The organism is Nitratireductor sp. WH36-1, assembly GCF_058725515.1.
In genome coordinates, this window is record NZ_JBZXDP010000002.1 from 319441 (window position 1) to 335994 (window position 16554).

The 16554-nt window shown below is 60.0% G+C and carries 18 protein-coding genes; 12 read left to right on the forward strand and 6 right to left on the reverse strand.

Going from position 1 to position 16554, the window contains the following annotated elements:
- Positions 1 to 79: 79 nt before the first annotated feature.
- From AC4PTT_RS20645 to AC4PTT_RS20670, 6 genes are all read right to left on the reverse strand, one after another.
- Entirely contained in the window at positions 80 to 1909 is a 1830-nt protein-coding gene (locus tag AC4PTT_RS20645; protein WP_492162908.1) for an FAD-dependent oxidoreductase, read from the reverse strand.
- Complete coding sequence (locus AC4PTT_RS20650) at positions 1846 to 2460, reverse strand: NIPSNAP family protein (RefSeq protein ID WP_317561594.1); 615 nt, start codon at positions 2458 to 2460, stop codon at positions 1846 to 1848. The genes AC4PTT_RS20645 and AC4PTT_RS20650 overlap by 64 nt, the downstream gene beginning before the upstream one ends.
- Before the next feature lie 11 nt (positions 2461 to 2471).
- Positions 2472 to 3197: an SDR family NAD(P)-dependent oxidoreductase gene (locus AC4PTT_RS20655; RefSeq protein ID WP_492162909.1), complete on the reverse strand. Its 726-nt coding sequence runs from the start codon at positions 3195 to 3197 to the stop codon at positions 2472 to 2474.
- Between the two features lie 64 nt (positions 3198 to 3261).
- A complete protein-coding gene (locus tag AC4PTT_RS20660; protein WP_492162910.1) occupies positions 3262 to 4575 on the reverse strand; it encodes a TRAP transporter large permease in 1314 nt (437 codons plus the stop codon).
- The gene (locus tag AC4PTT_RS20665; RefSeq protein ID WP_317561591.1) at positions 4575 to 5087 is read right to left on the reverse strand and encodes a TRAP transporter small permease subunit; all 513 of its coding nucleotides are present in this window, start codon (positions 5085 to 5087) and stop codon (positions 4575 to 4577) included. Before AC4PTT_RS20665 ends, AC4PTT_RS20660 begins: the two co-directional genes overlap by 1 nt.
- Positions 5088 to 5145: 58 nt before the next feature.
- Positions 5146 to 6180 carry a TRAP transporter substrate-binding protein gene (locus AC4PTT_RS20670; protein ID WP_317561590.1) on the reverse strand — a complete coding sequence of 345 codons (1035 nt, stop codon included), beginning with the start codon at positions 6178 to 6180 and terminating at the stop codon, positions 5146 to 5148.
- 230 nt (positions 6181 to 6410) lie between these two features.
- Here AC4PTT_RS20670 and AC4PTT_RS20675 point away from each other — a divergent pair, with 230 nt between their 5' ends.
- The 12 genes from AC4PTT_RS20675 to phnE all read left to right on the forward strand — a co-directional run bounded on the left by AC4PTT_RS20675 (position 6411) and on the right by phnE (position 16553).
- Positions 6411 to 7133 carry an IclR family transcriptional regulator gene (locus tag AC4PTT_RS20675; protein ID WP_492162911.1) on the forward strand — a complete coding sequence of 241 codons (723 nt, stop codon included), beginning with the start codon at positions 6411 to 6413 and terminating at the stop codon, positions 7131 to 7133.
- A gap of 143 nt (positions 7134 to 7276) precedes the next feature.
- Complete coding sequence (phnF, locus tag AC4PTT_RS20680) at positions 7277 to 8032, forward strand: phosphonate metabolism transcriptional regulator PhnF (RefSeq protein WP_113156685.1); 756 nt, start codon at positions 7277 to 7279, stop codon at positions 8030 to 8032.
- Positions 8025 to 8468: a phosphonate C-P lyase system protein PhnG gene (locus AC4PTT_RS20685; protein ID WP_492162912.1), complete on the forward strand. Its 444-nt coding sequence runs from the start codon at positions 8025 to 8027 to the stop codon at positions 8466 to 8468. Before phnF ends, AC4PTT_RS20685 begins: the two co-directional genes overlap by 8 nt.
- Positions 8468 to 9004, forward strand: coding sequence for a phosphonate C-P lyase system protein PhnH (gene phnH, locus AC4PTT_RS20690; protein ID WP_206545039.1), 537 nt, complete (start codon positions 8468 to 8470; stop codon positions 9002 to 9004). Before AC4PTT_RS20685 ends, phnH begins: the two co-directional genes overlap by 1 nt.
- A gap of 1 nt (position 9005) precedes the next feature.
- Positions 9006 to 10091 carry a carbon-phosphorus lyase complex subunit PhnI gene (locus tag AC4PTT_RS20695; protein ID WP_492162913.1) on the forward strand — a complete coding sequence of 362 codons (1086 nt, stop codon included), beginning with the start codon at positions 9006 to 9008 and terminating at the stop codon, positions 10089 to 10091.
- Positions 10088 to 11002 carry an alpha-D-ribose 1-methylphosphonate 5-phosphate C-P-lyase PhnJ gene (locus AC4PTT_RS20700; RefSeq protein WP_492162914.1) on the forward strand — a complete coding sequence of 305 codons (915 nt, stop codon included), beginning with the start codon at positions 10088 to 10090 and terminating at the stop codon, positions 11000 to 11002. The genes AC4PTT_RS20695 and AC4PTT_RS20700 overlap by 4 nt, the downstream gene beginning before the upstream one ends.
- On the forward strand, positions 10999 to 11820 hold the full coding sequence (locus AC4PTT_RS20705; protein ID WP_492162915.1) for an ATP-binding cassette domain-containing protein: 822 nt from the start codon (positions 10999 to 11001) through the stop codon (positions 11818 to 11820). The genes AC4PTT_RS20700 and AC4PTT_RS20705 overlap by 4 nt, the downstream gene beginning before the upstream one ends.
- 9 nt (positions 11821 to 11829) lie before the next feature.
- On the forward strand, positions 11830 to 12564 hold the full coding sequence (locus AC4PTT_RS20710; protein ID WP_206545043.1) for a phosphonate C-P lyase system protein PhnL: 735 nt from the start codon (positions 11830 to 11832) through the stop codon (positions 12562 to 12564).
- On the forward strand, positions 12551 to 13750 hold the full coding sequence (locus AC4PTT_RS20715) for an alpha-D-ribose 1-methylphosphonate 5-triphosphate diphosphatase (RefSeq protein ID WP_206545044.1): 1200 nt from the start codon (positions 12551 to 12553) through the stop codon (positions 13748 to 13750). Before AC4PTT_RS20710 ends, AC4PTT_RS20715 begins: the two co-directional genes overlap by 14 nt.
- Before the next feature lie 54 nt (positions 13751 to 13804).
- Positions 13805 to 14632: a phosphonate ABC transporter ATP-binding protein gene (phnC, locus tag AC4PTT_RS20720; RefSeq protein WP_299936409.1), complete on the forward strand. Its 828-nt coding sequence runs from the start codon at positions 13805 to 13807 to the stop codon at positions 14630 to 14632.
- 32 nt (positions 14633 to 14664) lie between these two features.
- Positions 14665 to 15585 (forward strand): phosphonate ABC transporter substrate-binding protein, encoded by a 921-nt coding sequence (gene phnD / locus AC4PTT_RS20725; RefSeq protein ID WP_113156679.1) that lies wholly within the window; start codon positions 14665 to 14667, stop codon positions 15583 to 15585.
- A gap of 56 nt (positions 15586 to 15641) precedes the next feature.
- On the forward strand, positions 15642 to 16553 hold the full coding sequence (gene phnE, locus AC4PTT_RS20730; protein WP_492162916.1) for a phosphonate ABC transporter, permease protein PhnE: 912 nt from the start codon (positions 15642 to 15644) through the stop codon (positions 16551 to 16553).
- Position 16554 lies beyond the last annotated feature (1 nt).

Genomic DNA, 16554 nt, shown 5'->3' on the forward strand with positions numbered 1-16554 from the left:
GGTCCAATGACGCATCGCACCGCGCCAGCTTAGGGCGCACCGTGCGACCACGCGTGCACGCTTTGGAAGGCTTCCCCCATCAGAGCGGTTTGGCCGCCGCATGGCAAGCTATTCGCCAGCCAAAGGTAAGAGCAGGCCCGATAGCGATACCAGGTCCAGGATATACGCCTCGAAAGATCGAAGCTGCATCATTGCCGTTTGCATAGAGCCCCTCTATCGGCTTCCCATCTTCGGCCAAGACACGATTGAACTCATCAACCATCAGACCGGCACTGGTAGCAAGATCAACAGGGCTGACTTCGACAGCATAGAAAGGGCCGTCTCCAAAGGGAGCCAGACACGGGTTCGGCTTGTTGTCGCCATCACCGTTGAACCTGTTCAGCGTGGTCACCCCACGCCCAAAATCCGGGTCAACACCCTGCACTGCAGCCTCATTGTAGCGCCGAACTGTTTCCCTCAGCGCCACAGGGTCAATATTAAGCTTGGCCGCCAATGCCTCGATGGTTTCTGCAACTGTCAGATAACCATTGCGCTTGAAGCGGGAGAGCCCATGCCCCCCCGGCAGTACGAACCCGAGCCCATAGGTCTTCATGAAGCGGTGATCGCACAGCAGAAAAGCTGGATGCTGTCCGCCGTCTCGCATCTGGGCGATGCAGAAATCATGATATGAATCTGCCTCGTTCGCAAAGCGCGCTCCGTCACGCTTGACCGCAAGCAAGCCAGGCTTTGCACGGTCCAGCAGGATGTGCGGCCAATACATACGTTTGCCATCAGAGGCGCGGCGATATGTGGAGCACGGCATCCAATAAGCAGGCGAAACACCGCCAGCGTCGAAGCTGCTACCAAGCTTCAATGCTGCGTCGACGCCATCGCCAGTGTTTGCAGCAGGAGCAAGAGAATAATGCTCCACCGGCGCCGGAAAGAAACGGCTCCGCAACCCGTAGTGCCATGAGATTCCTCCCGTAGCGAGCACCACGCCCCGTCGCGCCATTACACGTCTCTGGCCATCAGGCGTTTCCAGGATTGCGCCACTGACAGTCCCATCGCTTTCAATCAGCTGGACGAGCGATGTGTTGAACACGGGTTTCACACCACGCTCAAGAAGACTTAGATACAGTCTTCCTGCCAGCGCATTTCCCATAACCAGGCGCGTTCCGCGAGAATGGCTGAGACGGTCGATGAAATACCGGCCAACAATCGTGATGGTGGTTTTGAGGTTTTCAAGAGATCGAAAAGGCGCCAGCATCTTGAACAGTTCATGACGGCCAGCCATCATGCCCCCGAGGCCGAGGAACTCTTCACGCGGCGGCCTCAGATGAGCGAAGTTCTCTTTGAGTTCCCGCCCATCAAATGGCAGAGGTGTCAGTGCCCGGCCGCCAAATGCTGCCCCCGGGCCATCCAGATAATCGGGCAACGCCGCCGCTGCCTCGAACTTTACCTTTGAATGCTCCGAAAAGTAGTCGATCGCAGCAGGACCAGAGGCCAGGAAAGCCTTTCTTTGCGCAAGCCCCTGCACATCCCCAACCGTATGCGACAGGAACTCCTCAGCTGCTTCAGTCGTGTCTGGCTGGCCCACTGAAGCACCGAGAGAGTTTCCGGGGATCCATGCGGTGCCGGCCGAAGTGGACAGCGCTCCACCAACCTGGTCTGTCTTCTCGCATAGCAGTACTTCGAGCCCTTCAATTGAGGCGGCCAGTGCGGCAGACATACCACCGGCGCCGGCGCCGATGACCAGCAGATCAACTGTCTCCGGGACACGAGGCTTGGCTCGAGACATGAGCATTCTCCAAAAAAGCAACTCAGGTTGACGTGCGGGCCCGCCAATGTTCGAGCCCGCACCGGCGATCAGCTCAGCGGTGAAAACGCCATTGGGAAAGCGATCATCGAAGTCATCTTGGGGGTCAGCCAATCAGGCCCACCCTTCGGCGGCCAGATTCCGTCGCTCACCGTTTTTGCCCTGATTTGGGAGCGCTCTTCGAGAGAACTGTAGGCCCAGATCTGGGTGAGCCGAGGGCTGCCGTCGACCCCATACATCGCCGCGATCAAAGGGGAGTATTCTGCGCGCTTCGGTGCGTAGGAACGCCATTTCTCACGCGTCTCGAACAGACCATTGGTTCGTGTCTGATAGGTTCGGAACTCAAATATGGGACCGAATTTGCCTTCTTGCGGCTCCTGCAGAAAGTCCAGCATCTCAAATGTCTCAATATCGTAATCGATAATGAACTCACTGCATCCGAAGGGATCTTCGCTACCGCGCAAAGCATTGCGGGCTTTGTTGAGCATTTCGAGATTCTCGAAGGATCGAAGCAGGATCACCTGGTTCAACTGCCCGATATCCGTCGTCCAGGCCCCATGAAAACGGGCTCCTGCGGGCAAGTCCTTCGCCCACTGTTCCAGAGCGCTGGACATCTTCGGCGCGCCGAAGATGACAGTGTTTAGGGTGGTCAGTTCATAGAACACGTTTTTACTCCTCAGTACGTGGCTCGCCCACCCGACAGGTCGAAGACCGCGCCGGTGGAGAACGAGCATTGTTCGGAACACAGCCAGACGATCATGTTCGCGACTTCTTCGGCTTTGCCGGGGCGGCCAACCGGAATCTTCGAAAGCACGGTGTTGCGCTGGACTTCCGTCATCTGGAAAATCAGCTCGGTTTCTATGACGGCAGGTGTGATACAGTTAACCAGAACCCCAGACTGGGCGAGTTCCTTTCCCATGCTCTTGGTCAGCGCAATGACTGCCGCTTTTGCCGCCGAGTAAGCAGACTGGTTCGCATTCCCTTCCTTGCCCGCAATGGACGATAGGTTGACGATGCGTCCGTAGCCCTGGTCTTTCATTCCGGGAACGACAGCCTGCGAGCAAAGGAATGAGCCCGTCAGATTAACGTCGATTACACGACGCCAGTCCTCCTCAGGATACGCACCGACAGCCGCCGTCGGCCCGATGATACCTGCGCAATTTACGAGAATGTCTATCTTGGCGCCGGCTTCCATTGTCTGCTCACGCGCCTCTGCAATTGAGCTCGAGTCGGTAAGATCGCAGGCGATGAACCCTATTCCGTCTGCATGCTCGGGGGCGCGCAGGTCCCAGATGTAAACACGCGCACCGCTCTTCTGCGCGAGTTTTGCCGCCGCAAGTCCGATGCCGCCACTACCGCCCGCCAGGACCATAGTGCGACCATTCAGGTCATAGGTATTCATGTTTAATTCCTCAAAGCCCGGGAAGGCGGAGACGTTAAATCGCTAAGTTGTTAGCCAAGATGGATTATTTGACGTTGCCAAGCAGGACGGTCGTGAGTGACGGCACTGCGATGATCAGCGCGAGCATGATCAGCATTGCCCCGACAAACGGTAGAACACCGATAACCACATCGCTCATTCGCTCGCTCACGTCGGAGCGCCGCGCACGAATGCCTTGTATTACGAAGAGGTTCATACCGACCGGCGGGGTGATAAGCGCCAGCTCTACCAGGATCACCACGATGACACCGAACCAGACCAGATCCACGCCGGCCGCCGTCAACATTGGCAAGAAGATTGGCAGCGTCGCCACGATGATTGCGAGACCATCCATGACCATGCCGAGCAGCACATAGACCAGGCACATCAACAGAACCAGTTCCAACGGGCTAAGTCCGAACGAGGTCACCCAGCGGGAGAGCGCCATGGGGAGCCCGACAAAGGAAAGAACGAACTGCAAGAGAAAAGCGCCAAGGACGATGAACATGACCATCGCCGTTGTTGCGGCGGTAGCACGAAACGTTTCGCCCAGCATCTTTACAGTTACCCGGCGCTTTAACAGCGCAATCAACAGTGCGCCCACAACACCAATGGCCGCGGCCTCTATCGCTGTCGCCACACCGAGATAAATTGTTCCCAGTACAGCACCAATCAGAAGAAGAATCGGAGAGATTGTTACAAGGGACTTGAATTTTTCCCGCCAGCTGACCTTTTCCGGAAGAGCAACCTTCCTCGTCATCCCGCTTGCAAGAGCGTAGACCACTATGCTCAGCATGAACAACGCCATCAACATGATGCCCGGAATGATTGCAGCCACATAAAGCTGCCCGATCGACACCTCGGCAACCAGTCCGTAGACGATCATGATGATGCTGGGCGGTATGAGGACGCCGAGCGTGCCGCCCGCAGCAACACTGCCAAGCGTTATTCTCTCCGGGTAATTCAGTCGTGCCATGGTCGGCAACGCTACGGATCCGATGGTCGATGCAGTTGCCACCGACGAACCGCTGATTGCGGCGAAAATCCCTGAAGAAAGAATGTTCGTATGCAACAATCCCCCAGGCACACGGTTAAGCCACTTCGACATTGTGTTGTAGAGATCTTCGGTCAAGCCTGCCCGGATCAGTATCTCCCCCATGAGTATGAAGAGCGGCACCACCACCATTGTCAGACTGCTGTTTACGGCCCAGGGGATATGCCCAAAGAACTCCCAGACATCGCCAACGAACAGCGTTCCGGCCACCAGCGCAGCGAGCCCCAGCGCGACACCAACATGTAGGCCCACGGCAAATGCAACGAGCAGAACAAACACGATGGTAATTGCGACTTGAACGACCATCAGGCTGCCTCCCTCTCGGAAACCGGATCACGCGAGACAACGAAGTCCAGGGTTGCCACCAATGCCTGCAGGGAGAACATCGTGTACCCGAACGCGGCTACAAGTTGTGGCACGGCCAGTTTGATCGAAAAGATGGTCTGCGGCATGAAAGAGCCCATACGCCAGGAATCCAGCGCAAGCACCCAAGCCTGCCACGTCAGTGTCACGCTGAAGAGGAACAGCAGCCCGAGCGAAAACACCGTCATGGCGCGTTTGAGCTGACTACCCATCAAATGGGTCAGGATCTCAACTTTCACATGGGCATCAACCTGCAGTGCATAGCCAAGCGCGGCAGTCGCCCCAAGCACCATCGCCAAAGACGACAGCAAATCCGCATAGCCGAGCGCCCGCCCTCCCAGAGAACGGACAATCACGTCATACGTGATCACGAGAGAGATCAGCAGAAATGCACCGCCGGAAACCGTTGCCATAGCCCTGTTGATCCGGCTTATGGTCGCACTGAAGATAGACATCTTCGTCCCCTTCCATAGCCCCTCCACCCCATCTGGATGGAGGGGATAATCAATGATGTCAGATCTCAATTCCGGTTATTGAGCCGATGTATTCATTGTAAAGAGAACCGGCATCACCTCCTACGCGCCCAACCCACCAGGGAATGATGGTTTCACGCGCGACCTGATCCAGAGTGACGCTCCAGTCTTCAGGCACAGGAACGGTTATCGTCATGTTGTTGGCGCGCGCCGCCTCGAAACCGATGCGGTCATTGTCTGCACCGAGTTCCCAACCAAGCTGTGTCATTTCACGACCGAGACCGGCCACGATCTCTTTTAGATCTTCCGGCAGAGCATCCCAGTGACGCTGGCTGACGATGATGTAAGCGCTCGTGGGGGCCAGACGAACATCAGTCAAATACGGAGCGATCTCCCACATTTTCATAGAATTGATTTGGTCCGTTCCCGTAAGGACGCCATCCATCAAACCGCGCTGCAAAGCGCTATAAACTTCAGACAGGGGCATGCTGATCGGAGTCGCGCCAAGAGCTTCGACATAAGCTGCCAGCCCGGGCGAAAAAACGCGGATTTTTTTGCCCTTGAGATCTTCCAGGCTGTTCACCGGGAACTTCGTGAAGAGGAAACCGGAGCTCCACGCGAAATCACCAATCGTCTGCCCACCGATCTTGTCAGCAGCCGGCGCAACCACATTCTTCGACCACGAACGAACAATCTTCTGCCCGTCCGCGAAACTGCGCACCACGCCAGGAAGCTCGGTTGCTTCGACCAGCGGGAAGTCACCAGCGATATAGGTCGAGTTCACCTCGGCCATCTGGATCGCACCTGATCGAAGAAGGCGAGACAGCTCAGTCCCGGTCAGCCCCATCTCCTGCGCAGTAACCACATCCAGCTGAATTCGACCGCCCGTACGCGCCGGCAGTTCTTCCTGGAGCCAAGTCCACTTCTTAATACCTTCACCGCTGCGATGCAGCGCCACGGCCCGCCAGTTGAATTGATCGGCAGCCAGCCCTCTTCCTGGAAAGGCTGCGATTGCGGCCGAGCCAACCAACCCAGCCAGCACTCCCCTGCGCGTTCTATCAACACGATTTGCCATGCTCTCCTCCCTTTCGTGAGCCTCATATCTCGCCATATTCGGACTCATATACAAAACTGGAATGCCATTCAAGATTATAATCATAAAACAAGATCCATGGTGGATTTGAGTGAAAATGTCCGGTATTCTGACCAGAATTCGAAACAGCATTCCGGAAACCAAGTCACATGGCGAGCGCACTGGTCCGTTCACTCCGCATTCTGGAGCTCCTATCAAGAGAAACGAGAGGCATGTCGGTCGCTGCAGTTGCGGAGGCTCTAAATGCCCCTCCGAGCGGTGTGCATCGAACGCTGAATGAACTTTTGAGTCAGGGCTATGTTGTCCAGCCCGAAGCCCACGGAAACTACTCACTGTCACTGAAACTACCGGCGCTAGGCCTTACTTTCCTTGGTCGCTGTGGAATAAACGACCTCGCACAACCCGAGTTGGACAGGCTGGCGGAGACCAGTGAAGAGCTGGTCCGGCTGAGTGTTTACGATGGCAACACACTAATCTGGGTAGCCGTTTCTCAGGGCGTGCGTTCCGGCTTCAAGTATGACCCAAGCGCGGAGCAAGGCGCACGCGTATCTCCGCTTTCCGCGAATGGAACCGCGTTTCTCTCATTCATACCGAACACCGAACTCCTGAACGTGCTGTCGGCATGCGGCACGTCCGCACCTGAAATCAACCTGAATGAGTTGCTGCCCATTCTCGAGGAAACACGCAACCGTGGATACGCAATCGCCGTCAACAAATGCACCGAGGGCATGACCGCCATTGCAGCGCCTGTTCTTTTCGAAGGGAGGCTGATCGGAACTGTCAGCATTGCTGGCCCGACTTACCGCATGGACGAAGGAAAGGTTGAGCGACTGGCCCCCGAACTGATGAAAACAGCCGACGCGCTTGGAAGGATCAGTCAAGGATCGAAGTTGTTCAAAGGCTTTGTACTCTCGGATTCTGCGAAAGCCAATTAAGGACACCTTCCAAATAGCAGAAATGAAATGGTGCCTTCGGACCTCCGGCATCCCACCCACCCGCACCCAATGACAGCCTTCTGACCGTCACGCACGTGTCATTGGGTTTCGCTAGAACCGCCTCATTCGAATGAGTTGGTGCTATGCGAAATCAAGGATACTCCTGGGAGGAAACCCGGGACAGGATCAGCGAAGAAATCATCTCGGGCAGGCTGGCAGCGGATACGAAACTGCCGTCTGAACCCGAGCTCTGCGTGCTCTATGGTGCGCGCCGTCACTCTCTGCGCAAAGCATTGGCAGCACTGGTGACAGAAGGCAAGCTGCGTGTTGAACACGGGCGCGGCACTTTCGTGGAACGCGCGCCCCTGCTCAACTACGTGATCGGCGAGCGAACGCGTTTTCGCGAGAATCTCCTGTCCCAGGGCCTCACCGCCTCGGGCGAAACCCTTTCAGAAATGAAAATTCCTGCCAGCACCCGTGTGGCTGCGGCGTTGAAGATCGCTGCGGAGGCTCCCGTCTTCGCCCGCTCCTGGCGCGGGTTCGCCAATGATCTGCCGATCAGCACGGGCTGGGCCTATTACGATGCCACGCGCTTCCCGGATCTGCTGGAGCGCCGGCGCGACACCCGGTCGATAACCGATGTCTATCGCAGCTACGGCATCACCGACTACCGGCGCCAGAGCACCACTGTCCTGACCCGCATCGCCTCCGAACGGGAGGCCGCCATGCTGATGATGCGCCCGGGCCAATCCGTTTTGGTCGTCCAGAAAGTGGACGCCGATCTCGACGGACGCCCCATCAGCTTCTCCGAGGCCGTATGGGCTGGCGACCGTGTGCAGTTCACCTTCGAAGCAGACCAGCCGACCGTCATGACCACCGAAAGACCTTCCGATGACTGATACATTTCCACCCGGTGACAGCAATCACCCCGCGACGCTCGACATTCTCGCCCGCGCCCGCCCCGAACGGCTCAAGCAGCATGCAGAAATCCTGCTTGAAGAGATGGGCGAGATCACCGTCATCGCCAACCGCACCGGCCTCGTTATGGTGCCTATGAGGGACACGGTCCAGAACGTGGATTTCCATCTGGGCGAAGTGCTGGTCAGCGAAGCCCATATTGCCGATGAGGCCGGGAACGTCGGCTACGGCATGGTGACCGGCCGCGATCTCGAACGCGCCATGGCGATGGCCGTCATTGACCTGCGCATCGCCGCATTCGGGCAGGAAGCAGCCACCGCAACTCTGCTCGCCGAGGAAAAGGCGCATCTCGCAGCCGTCGATGAGGAACGCATGCGTCAGGTGGAAGCCACGCGCGTCGAAATGGAGACCTTCTGATGTTGACCGTTGCACCACCCGACGCCATTGAACTGCGCTGCAATTCCACATTCCAGGCGCTCATGTGGGCGCTGTCGCGCCCGGGCGATGCCCGCGTGATGCCGGAGGCCGGCCTTGCCGGCATTGCCGAAACACTGGTGGATCTCGAATGCACCGTGTTTGCCGATACGCCGGACCTGCGCGAGGCCGTCTCCACCAGCGGAGCGCTCGTCACAGGTGATGTTTCGCGGGCCGACCATGTTTTCCTGTCGTCGCTCGAAAACGCTGCGGACCAGATCACCCAGCTTCGCTGCGGCAGTCCCCTTTACCCCGATGATGGCGCGACGCTGATCGTCGCCGCCCGGCACGCAGGCCAGCGCCTGCGGCTCAGCGGCCCCGGCATTGAAGAGCCAACAGAGATCTCACTCGACGCGCCACCGGCCTTCTGGGCCATGCGCGCAATGCTCTGCGCCTATCCGGAAGGCTTTGACTGCTTTTTCGTCGATGCGGGTTCCGTCATCGGCATCCCGCGCTCGACCAAGGTGGAGGTTCTGTAGAATGGCCTATGTGGCAACCCGTGGTGGCGAAAAGGCCATCGAACAGGCCGAACGGCTGTTCCGTCAGGACCTTGGCCCCATCGACGCGGCCCGCGTCGACACGATCCGCAAAACCATGCCCTATCTGGTCGACCGCGTGATGGGCGAAGCCTCGCTTTATGATGAGGAACTCGCGGCGCTCGCGCTGGCGCAGACCGGCGGTGAGCTTTCCGAAGCCGTGCTGGTTCTGCGCGCCTGGCGCACCACCCAGCCGCGCCTCGCCATCGCCCGTCCCGTGCAGCAGGATGAAGTGCTCACGCAGCGCCGCATTTCCGCCGCCTTCAAGGACATTCCCGGCGGGCAGATACTCGGGCCGACGCTGGATTATTCGCACCGTGTTCTGGCAACAGACGTGCTGGAAGGAAAACCCTTCACGCCGCCGCCGGTCGACAGCGCAGAGGCCCCGGCGCCTGTACGCCAGCCTTCTCTGGCCGAGTGGCAGCGTCAGCAGGGGCTGGTCGCCCCGGCCATGGAACCGGACACCGCACCGGAGGACATTCCCGACCTGACGCGCGAGCCGCTTCTTTTTCCCGCGTCACGCGCCCATCGCCTGCAAAGCCTTGCCCGCGCAGAAACCGGCGGTGTGCTCGCCCTCGGCTATGCCGCCATGCGCGGATATGGCAATGCCCACCCGACCGTCAACGAGCTGCGCCTCGGCGAAGCCAATGTGGTGGTGCGCCACCCGCGCGGCACGGAGTTCTCAGCCGGGCGCGTGCGCGTCAGCCAGGCAGAGGTGACCTCCAAGGAAAAGGGCGGCTATCTCGAACTCGGCTTCGCCGCGACCTTCGGCTGGAACGAGGTCAAGGTCATCGCCGCAGCAACGCTCGATCTGAATTCGGCCGAAGCCCCGGTAGGCTCGGCCGTGCATGAAGAGTTCTACCTCTACCACACCGAAAGCGTGGAAGCCTCGGGCTTCTGCATCCACTTCAAGCTGCCGCACTACGTCACCTTTCAGTCGGTGCTCGACGCGATGCGAGACGCCAGGGCGAAAAAAACTGCAGCCGATGCTGCGCCGGCAGAAACCCGCCAGATGGAGCCTGCAGAATGAGCCTTGCCTCTCTCACAAAGGACTGGGCCGCAACCAGCTACGGCTTTCTCGACGCGTCGGCCAAACGCGAACTGCGCCGCAAGATGCTCAAGGCCATCGCCGTGCCGGGGTGCCAGATGCCCTATGCGAGCCGCGAAGTGCCCATGGCGCGCGGCTGGGGAACGGGCGGCCTTCAGGTCACGCTCACCCTCGTCAACCCGGCTTCGACCGTGAAGGTCATCGACCAGGGCGCGGATGATGGCGTCAACGCGGCGTCGATCCGCCGCTTCATCTCCCGCGTGTCCGGCGCTGCAGAAACCTGGGACACGCTCTCCGCCTCGATTGTCCAGTCCCGCCACCGCGTGCCGGAAGAGGTCATGCGCGAGGATCAGATCCTCGTCCTGCAGGTTCCCAATCCGGAGCCGCTGCGCGGCGTTGAGCCCAACATGTCCATCGCCCGGCAGATGCATGCGGACGCCGACTACGGAAAACTCTGGCTCACGCTCTATGAGCAGATCGTGCGCAAGGGCCGAATCATGCAGGGCGCAGCCTACCCGAGCATGGTCAATGGCCGCCACGTGATGACCCCCTCGCCCATTCCGCGCTGGGACGTGCCCAAGCTGAACATGGCAAAGCACCTCACCTTCCTCTCGGCAGGCCGCGAAAAACGCCTCTTCGCCGTTCCGCCCTTTACCCGCGTCGAGCCGCTGGTGTTCTCCGACCGTCCCTATCAGGTGGAAGAACACGCGCATCTCACCTGCCGCCGTTCGTGCCTCTCCGGCTATTTCATGAACGAGATTCCACAGGATGATGGCGGATCGACTTTCGAAGTCTCCGACAGCAATCTTGGCATCAAGGCCATTCAAAAGGCGGAAGGCGCGCCGGTCGGGATCGGTGAGACCTGGTACCGCGACGGGGAGTATTCAGCATGAGCCTCGATCTCACGCCTGCTGCACTTGAGCGCGCGGCCCCGCGCCTGATGCGGGCAAGACCGCTTCTGACCATGAACAACATCTCCAGGAGCTTTGGCGATGTGCGCGCCCTGCGCGACGTGGGCGCCACGGTCTATCCCGGCGAAGTGATGGGCATTGTCGGGGAAAGTGGTTCGGGAAAATCCACGCTGCTGCGTATGATGAACCTCGAAGACACGCCCGATACTGGAGACTACCGGCTGCGTCTGCCTGACCGCGAGGACGGCAATCTGTTCGACCTCACCCGCTATCAGCGGCGCATGCTCTGCGCCCGCCATATCGGCATCGTCTATCAGAACCCGCATCTCGGCCTGCTCATGCGCCAGTCCTCAAGCGGCAATGTTGCAGAGCGACTTCTGATTGCCGGCGAACGCAGCTTCGATGTGTTGCGCGCCAGAGCCCGCGAGGCGCTCGATGCTTCGGAGTTCCCCCTGGAGCGCATGGATGCGCGGCCGATCGAGCTTTCGGGCGGCATGCAGCAGCGCGTGCAGCTGGCCAAGGCCATCGCGCTTGAGCCGGCGCTGCTCCTGCTCGATGAACCAACCACCGGCCTCGACGTATCGGTTCAGGCTCTGGTTCTCGACACGCTCAAGCGCCTGCAGCGTGACCGCAAGATCACCATGGTTCTGGTCAGTCACGATCTCGGCGTCATCCGCACCATGGCCGACCGCGTCATGGTCATGCGCCATGGGCAGGTGGTCGAACAGGGGCTGGCCGACCAGATCTTTCAGGACCCGCAGCACCCCTACACGCAACAGCTTGTGCACGCCAAACTCTAGGATGAGACCATGACGACCACTCCATTGCTGCGTGTCGAAGGCCTCACCAAGACCTTCCGCATGTATCACCTCGACAGCGCGCTGCATGCCTTCGAAGACGTGAGCTTCGACCTCCACGAGGGCGAATTCCTGCTGCTTCGCGGCCACAACGGTGCGGGCAAGTCGACATTGCTGCGCACCATCTGGCGGAGCTATCTGCCCGTTGGCGGCCATGTCTGGTACCGCTCCGGCCATGGTGAAATCGACCTTGCCAATGCGGCTGATGTCGACATTTCCCTGCTGCGTCGCGAGGAAATCGGCTTCGTCACCCAGTTCCTGAACGCCCGTCCGCGCGTCGCGGCGCAGGACATCGTTGCCGAACCGCTTCGCCTTGCGGGCATCGCACAGGAGGAAGCGCTGGATCAGGCCCGCCACTGGCTCGACCAGTTCGGTGTCCGGCCAGAGCTCTGGCGCGCCTATCCCAGCACCTTCTCGGGCGGCGAGCAGCAGAAGGTCAATCTGGCCCGCGCCCTCATCCTGCCGCAGCGTTTGCTTTTGCTGGATGAGCCGACGGCATCGCTCGACGCCGGCGCGCGCGAGGCGCTGGTGCGTCGCCTCTCCGATCTGAAAGCGCACGGCGTCGCCATCATCGGCGTTTTCCATCATCCCGGCGATGTCGCCGCATTGATCGACCGTGAAATCAATCTCAATACCAAAGTCGTCGCAGACCAGCTCACCAAGGAAGAAGACCATGTGGCTCTCTGATTTCCGTATCGTACTTGCAGACCGCGTCATCGACAGGGGCGCCCTGCGCATCGAAGACGGTCTGATCGCAGAGATCAGCGAAACCCCGGTTTCCGGCGCAGACATGGAAGGCAATGGCCTTCTCTTACTGCCCGGCATGATCGACATGCATGGCGACATGATCGAGCGCGAGATGGAGCCCCGCCCCGGCGTGCGCATGCCCATGGACATGGGGCTGCGCGACCTCGACATGAAGCTGGCGACATCCGGCATCACCACCGCCTATGCCTCGCTGTCCTTCGCTCCGGGCTCGGCCTACGGGCATATGCGTTCCTACGACTTCACCAGCAAACTGATCCGCGCCGTCGTCTCCGCACGGCCAAATCTGCTCATCGATCATCGCGTTCACGCCCGTTTCGAAGTGACGTTTCCCGCTGCCCTTTCGGTGGTCAAGGAACTGGTCAGCGAAGGCTCGGTGGATCTGGTCTCGCTCTGTGACCACACGCCCGGTCAGGGACAGTATCGTGATCTGGAGCTTCAGGCGGCCAACATCTCCCGCAACAAGGGCATCTCGCTTGAAGCCGCTGCCGAGCAGCTGCAACAGCGCATCAGGGACCGGCAGGAAACGGCCGGCGACATGATCGCCACACTGCGCGCCATTACCCAGTATTGCGCCATGCATGGCGTGCCCGTGGCCAGCCATGATGATGACACGGTCGAAAAAGTGACGCTGATGGAGCAGCTCGGGATCAAAATCAGCGAATTTCCGGTAACGCTTGAGGCCGCCCGGGAAGCTCATCGACGTGGCATGCTGAACGCCATGGGCGCACCCAACGCACTGCGCGGCCAGTCCTATTCGGGCAATCTCTCGGCACGGGAAGCCCATGCTTCCGGCGTGCTCGACCTGCTCGCCGCCGACTATCACCCCTCCGCCATGCTGCCGGCGGTTCTGGTGCTGGCAGAGACCGACCCCGACGGGCTGGCCGGCGCTGCGCGCCTGACATCGTTCAACCCCGCACGTGCGCTTGGCCTTCTGGACCGCGGCGAAATCCGTGTGGGACTGCGCGCCGACATGCTTGTCGCGTCTTCAACGGGCGTGGGGCAGGTCCACGCCACCTTCTCGCGCGGCCGCCTTGTTCATGCCGACGGAAAGGTGCTGCCCGCCGGTATCGCAAGCCGTCACGAACATGTCATTCGAATGAGTTAGCCGCGTCATCAAAGCGATCTAGGGTCAGTGCATAGCAACGCTACGGGGTTGAACATGCTGGAACTGAGAAACGTCACCAAGCGGTTTGGTGACACCATTGCCGTCAACGACGTCTCGACCAATTTCGCACCGGGCCAGATGGTCGGCGTCATTGGACGCTCCGGCGCCGGCAAGTCCACCCTGCTGCGGCTGATCAATCGGCTCGCAACCGCAGACGAAGGACAGATCACCTGCGGCGACGTGAATGTCGGCAACCTCAATGGCAACGCACTGCGCGCATGGCGCGCGCAATGCGCCATGATTTTCCAGCAGTTCAACCTCGTCAATCGTCTCGACGTGCTAACCAATGTGCTGATCGGCCGTATCGGCAACGCCCGCACCCTGCCGGTCATCTTCAAGCACTTCTCCACCACGGATCGCGCCAATGCCGCGATCGCGCTGGACCGGCTCGACATGCTCTCGCAGGCGCTGCAGCGCGCCGACACGCTTTCCGGCGGTCAGCAGCAGCGCGTGGCCATCGCCCGCGCCCTGATGCAGAAGCCGAGCATCATTCTTGCCGATGAGCCCATCGCTTCACTCGATCCGCGCAATGCCCGGCTCGTGATGGAGGCGCTGCGCGCCATCAACAGGCAGGACAAGATAACCGTCATCACCAATCTGCACACGCTCGATGCAGCCCGCGCCTATTGCGACCGCATCATCGGCATGGCCCATGGGCATGTCATTTTCGATGGCACGCCAAATCAGCTGACGAGCGCCATGATCCAGCAGATCTACGGTGATGACGCAGAAACAGCCGTGGACGAGAGCCTGACCTCGACCATCGCTGCCACCGGCGCGGCACGCCAAACCGGACAACGACAGATGGAGATGGCGCACTAACCGCCCCTCCTCCCCAACTCGGAGCTACATCAATGCACACCCTGACTCGCCGTGGCTTTGTGGCCGCGCTGGTTTCGCTCGCCCTTGCGTCCCCGGTTCTCGCCCAGGACTGGCGCGAAGAATATCCCGAACTGACCATCGGTATTTCCTCGAGCGAAAACGAAACCGACGCCATCACCCGCAACCAGCCCTATGCTGATTATCTGAGCCGTGAACTCGGCGTGCCCGTGAACCTGATCCGTGGCACCGACTATGCCGCCGTGATCGAGGCCATGCGCTCGGGGCACGTTCAGGTCGCCTCGGTTGGCCCGGCCGCTTACGCGCTGGCTCGCAAGATCATGGGCGAGGAAATCGCTCCGGTCGCCGTGACACTCGATAGCGGCGGCAATCTGGGCTACTACTCGATCATCGCCGTCCGCGCCGACAGCCCCTACCAGAATCTGGAAGACATCAAGGGCAAGTCCTTTGCCTTCGCCGACCCGAATTCGACCTCGGGCTATGCCGTTCCGTCCTATTACCTGTCGACCGAGCTTGAGACCTCTCCCAACGAGTATTTCGGCGAAGTCGCCTTCTCCGGCGGACACGAACAGAGCGTGATGGCGCTGGTCAACGGCACGTTCGAGGCCGTCGCCACCCATTGGCGCAATGAAGAAGCCGGCAACATCCAGACCATGGAACGCAAGGGCCTGATCGAACCCGGCTCCACGCGCATCATCTGGAAATCGCCGGTCATCCCGAACACGCCGGTCATGATGCTCACCAGCCTGCCGGAAGAGCTGCAGGAAGAGTTCAAGACCGCACTGATGGCTTTCCCGGAGAAAGACCCTGAAGGCTTCGCCGAATACACCCGTGGCACCTCCAGCGGTTATTCCCCGGCCAAGCACGAAGACTATCTCAACGTAGTCGCCATCACCGAGTTCAACGCCAAAGAGCGTCGCAAGAACAAGAACTGATCACTCCCGGCCGGTGCGCATGAAGCGTGCCGGCCTCTTTTTGCAACGAGGCGTTCGTGTCCACACTGCCCCCCACCGCCAGCCATATGCGACCAAGCACGCTTGATGAGCGTCTAACGTCCTTCAACGAGCGCTATCGCCAGCAAAAGATCACCCACCGCAATTGGACGATCCTGTATGGCGCCCTGTTCCTGGCAGCGCTTGCCGGCTCCGTTTTCGTCAGCGATTTCAGCATTCCAAAACTGGTGAAGGGCCTTCCCATGGCCTGGAACTACATTGTTGGAACCATGCCCACCCTGACGCTTGAGAACTTCTGGTCCGATCTGGCTGAGTGGTACTGGGGTCTGCGCTACTGGCTCCGCCTTCTCGTTGAGACCATTCTCATGGGCTTTGTCGGCACCGTTCTGGGAGGCGTCTTCGCCCTGGCGCTGTGTTTTCCGGCCGCGCGCAATCTGGTGGAGAGCACCGGCATCTATTTCGCCGCCCGCCGCATTCTCGAATTCTGCCGCACCGTGCCGGAGCTGGTCTTTGCGCTGATCTTCGTGTTCGCGTTCGGTCTTGGCCCGTTCGCCGGCGTTCTCGCCATTGCCGTTCACACCGCCGGCTCGCTGGGCAAGCTGTTTGCAGAGGTCAACGAAAACGTTGATCCCCGCCCCATTGAAGGCGTTCGCGCCGCCGGCGGCAACTGGCCGATGATCATGCGGCTCGGTGTCGTCCCCCAGGTGCTGCCGAACTACGCCAGCTACCTGCTGCTGCGCTTCGAGATCAATGTGCGCGGCGCTTCCGCCCTCGGCCTCGTCGGTGCCGGCGGCATTGGCGAAGAGCTGTACGTCGCCATCCGCCAGTTCGAATACACCGACATCTCGGCCATCATGCTGCTTCTGATCCTCACCACTTCGGCGATCGACATCACCTGCGAATTCATCCGCCATCGCCTCATCGGCCATTCACTCACACAGAGCGCCTGAT

Excerpts from the sequence above, each read along its gene's own strand:
- AC4PTT_RS20655 (WP_492162909.1), bottom strand. The coding sequence starts at position 3,197 with ATGAATACCTATGACCTGAATGGTCGCACTATGGTCCTGGCGGGCGGT.
- AC4PTT_RS20660 (WP_492162910.1), bottom strand. The coding sequence starts at position 4,575 with ATGGTCGTTCAAGTCGCAATTACCATCGTGTTTGTTCTGCTCGTTGCA.
- AC4PTT_RS20665 (WP_317561591.1), bottom strand. The coding sequence starts at position 5,087 with ATGTCTATCTTCAGTGCGACCATAAGCCGGATCAACAGGGCTATGGCA.
- AC4PTT_RS20670 (WP_317561590.1), bottom strand. The coding sequence starts at position 6,180 with ATGGCAAATCGTGTTGATAGAACGCGCAGGGGAGTGCTGGCTGGGTTG.
- AC4PTT_RS20675 (WP_492162911.1), top strand. The coding sequence starts at position 6,411 with ATGTCGGTCGCTGCAGTTGCGGAGGCTCTAAATGCCCCTCCGAGCGGT.
- phnF (WP_113156685.1), top strand. The coding sequence starts at position 7,277 with ATGCGAAATCAAGGATACTCCTGGGAGGAAACCCGGGACAGGATCAGC.
- AC4PTT_RS20685 (WP_492162912.1), top strand. The coding sequence starts at position 8,025 with ATGACTGATACATTTCCACCCGGTGACAGCAATCACCCCGCGACGCTC.
- phnH (WP_206545039.1), top strand. The coding sequence starts at position 8,468 with ATGTTGACCGTTGCACCACCCGACGCCATTGAACTGCGCTGCAATTCC.
- AC4PTT_RS20695 (WP_492162913.1), top strand. The coding sequence starts at position 9,006 with ATGGCCTATGTGGCAACCCGTGGTGGCGAAAAGGCCATCGAACAGGCC.
- AC4PTT_RS20700 (WP_492162914.1), top strand. The coding sequence starts at position 10,088 with ATGAGCCTTGCCTCTCTCACAAAGGACTGGGCCGCAACCAGCTACGGC.
- AC4PTT_RS20705 (WP_492162915.1), top strand. The coding sequence starts at position 10,999 with ATGAGCCTCGATCTCACGCCTGCTGCACTTGAGCGCGCGGCCCCGCGC.
- AC4PTT_RS20710 (WP_206545043.1), top strand. The coding sequence starts at position 11,830 with ATGACGACCACTCCATTGCTGCGTGTCGAAGGCCTCACCAAGACCTTC.
- AC4PTT_RS20715 (WP_206545044.1), top strand. The coding sequence starts at position 12,551 with ATGTGGCTCTCTGATTTCCGTATCGTACTTGCAGACCGCGTCATCGAC.
- phnC (WP_299936409.1), top strand. The coding sequence starts at position 13,805 with ATGCTGGAACTGAGAAACGTCACCAAGCGGTTTGGTGACACCATTGCC.
- phnD (WP_113156679.1), top strand. The coding sequence starts at position 14,665 with ATGCACACCCTGACTCGCCGTGGCTTTGTGGCCGCGCTGGTTTCGCTC.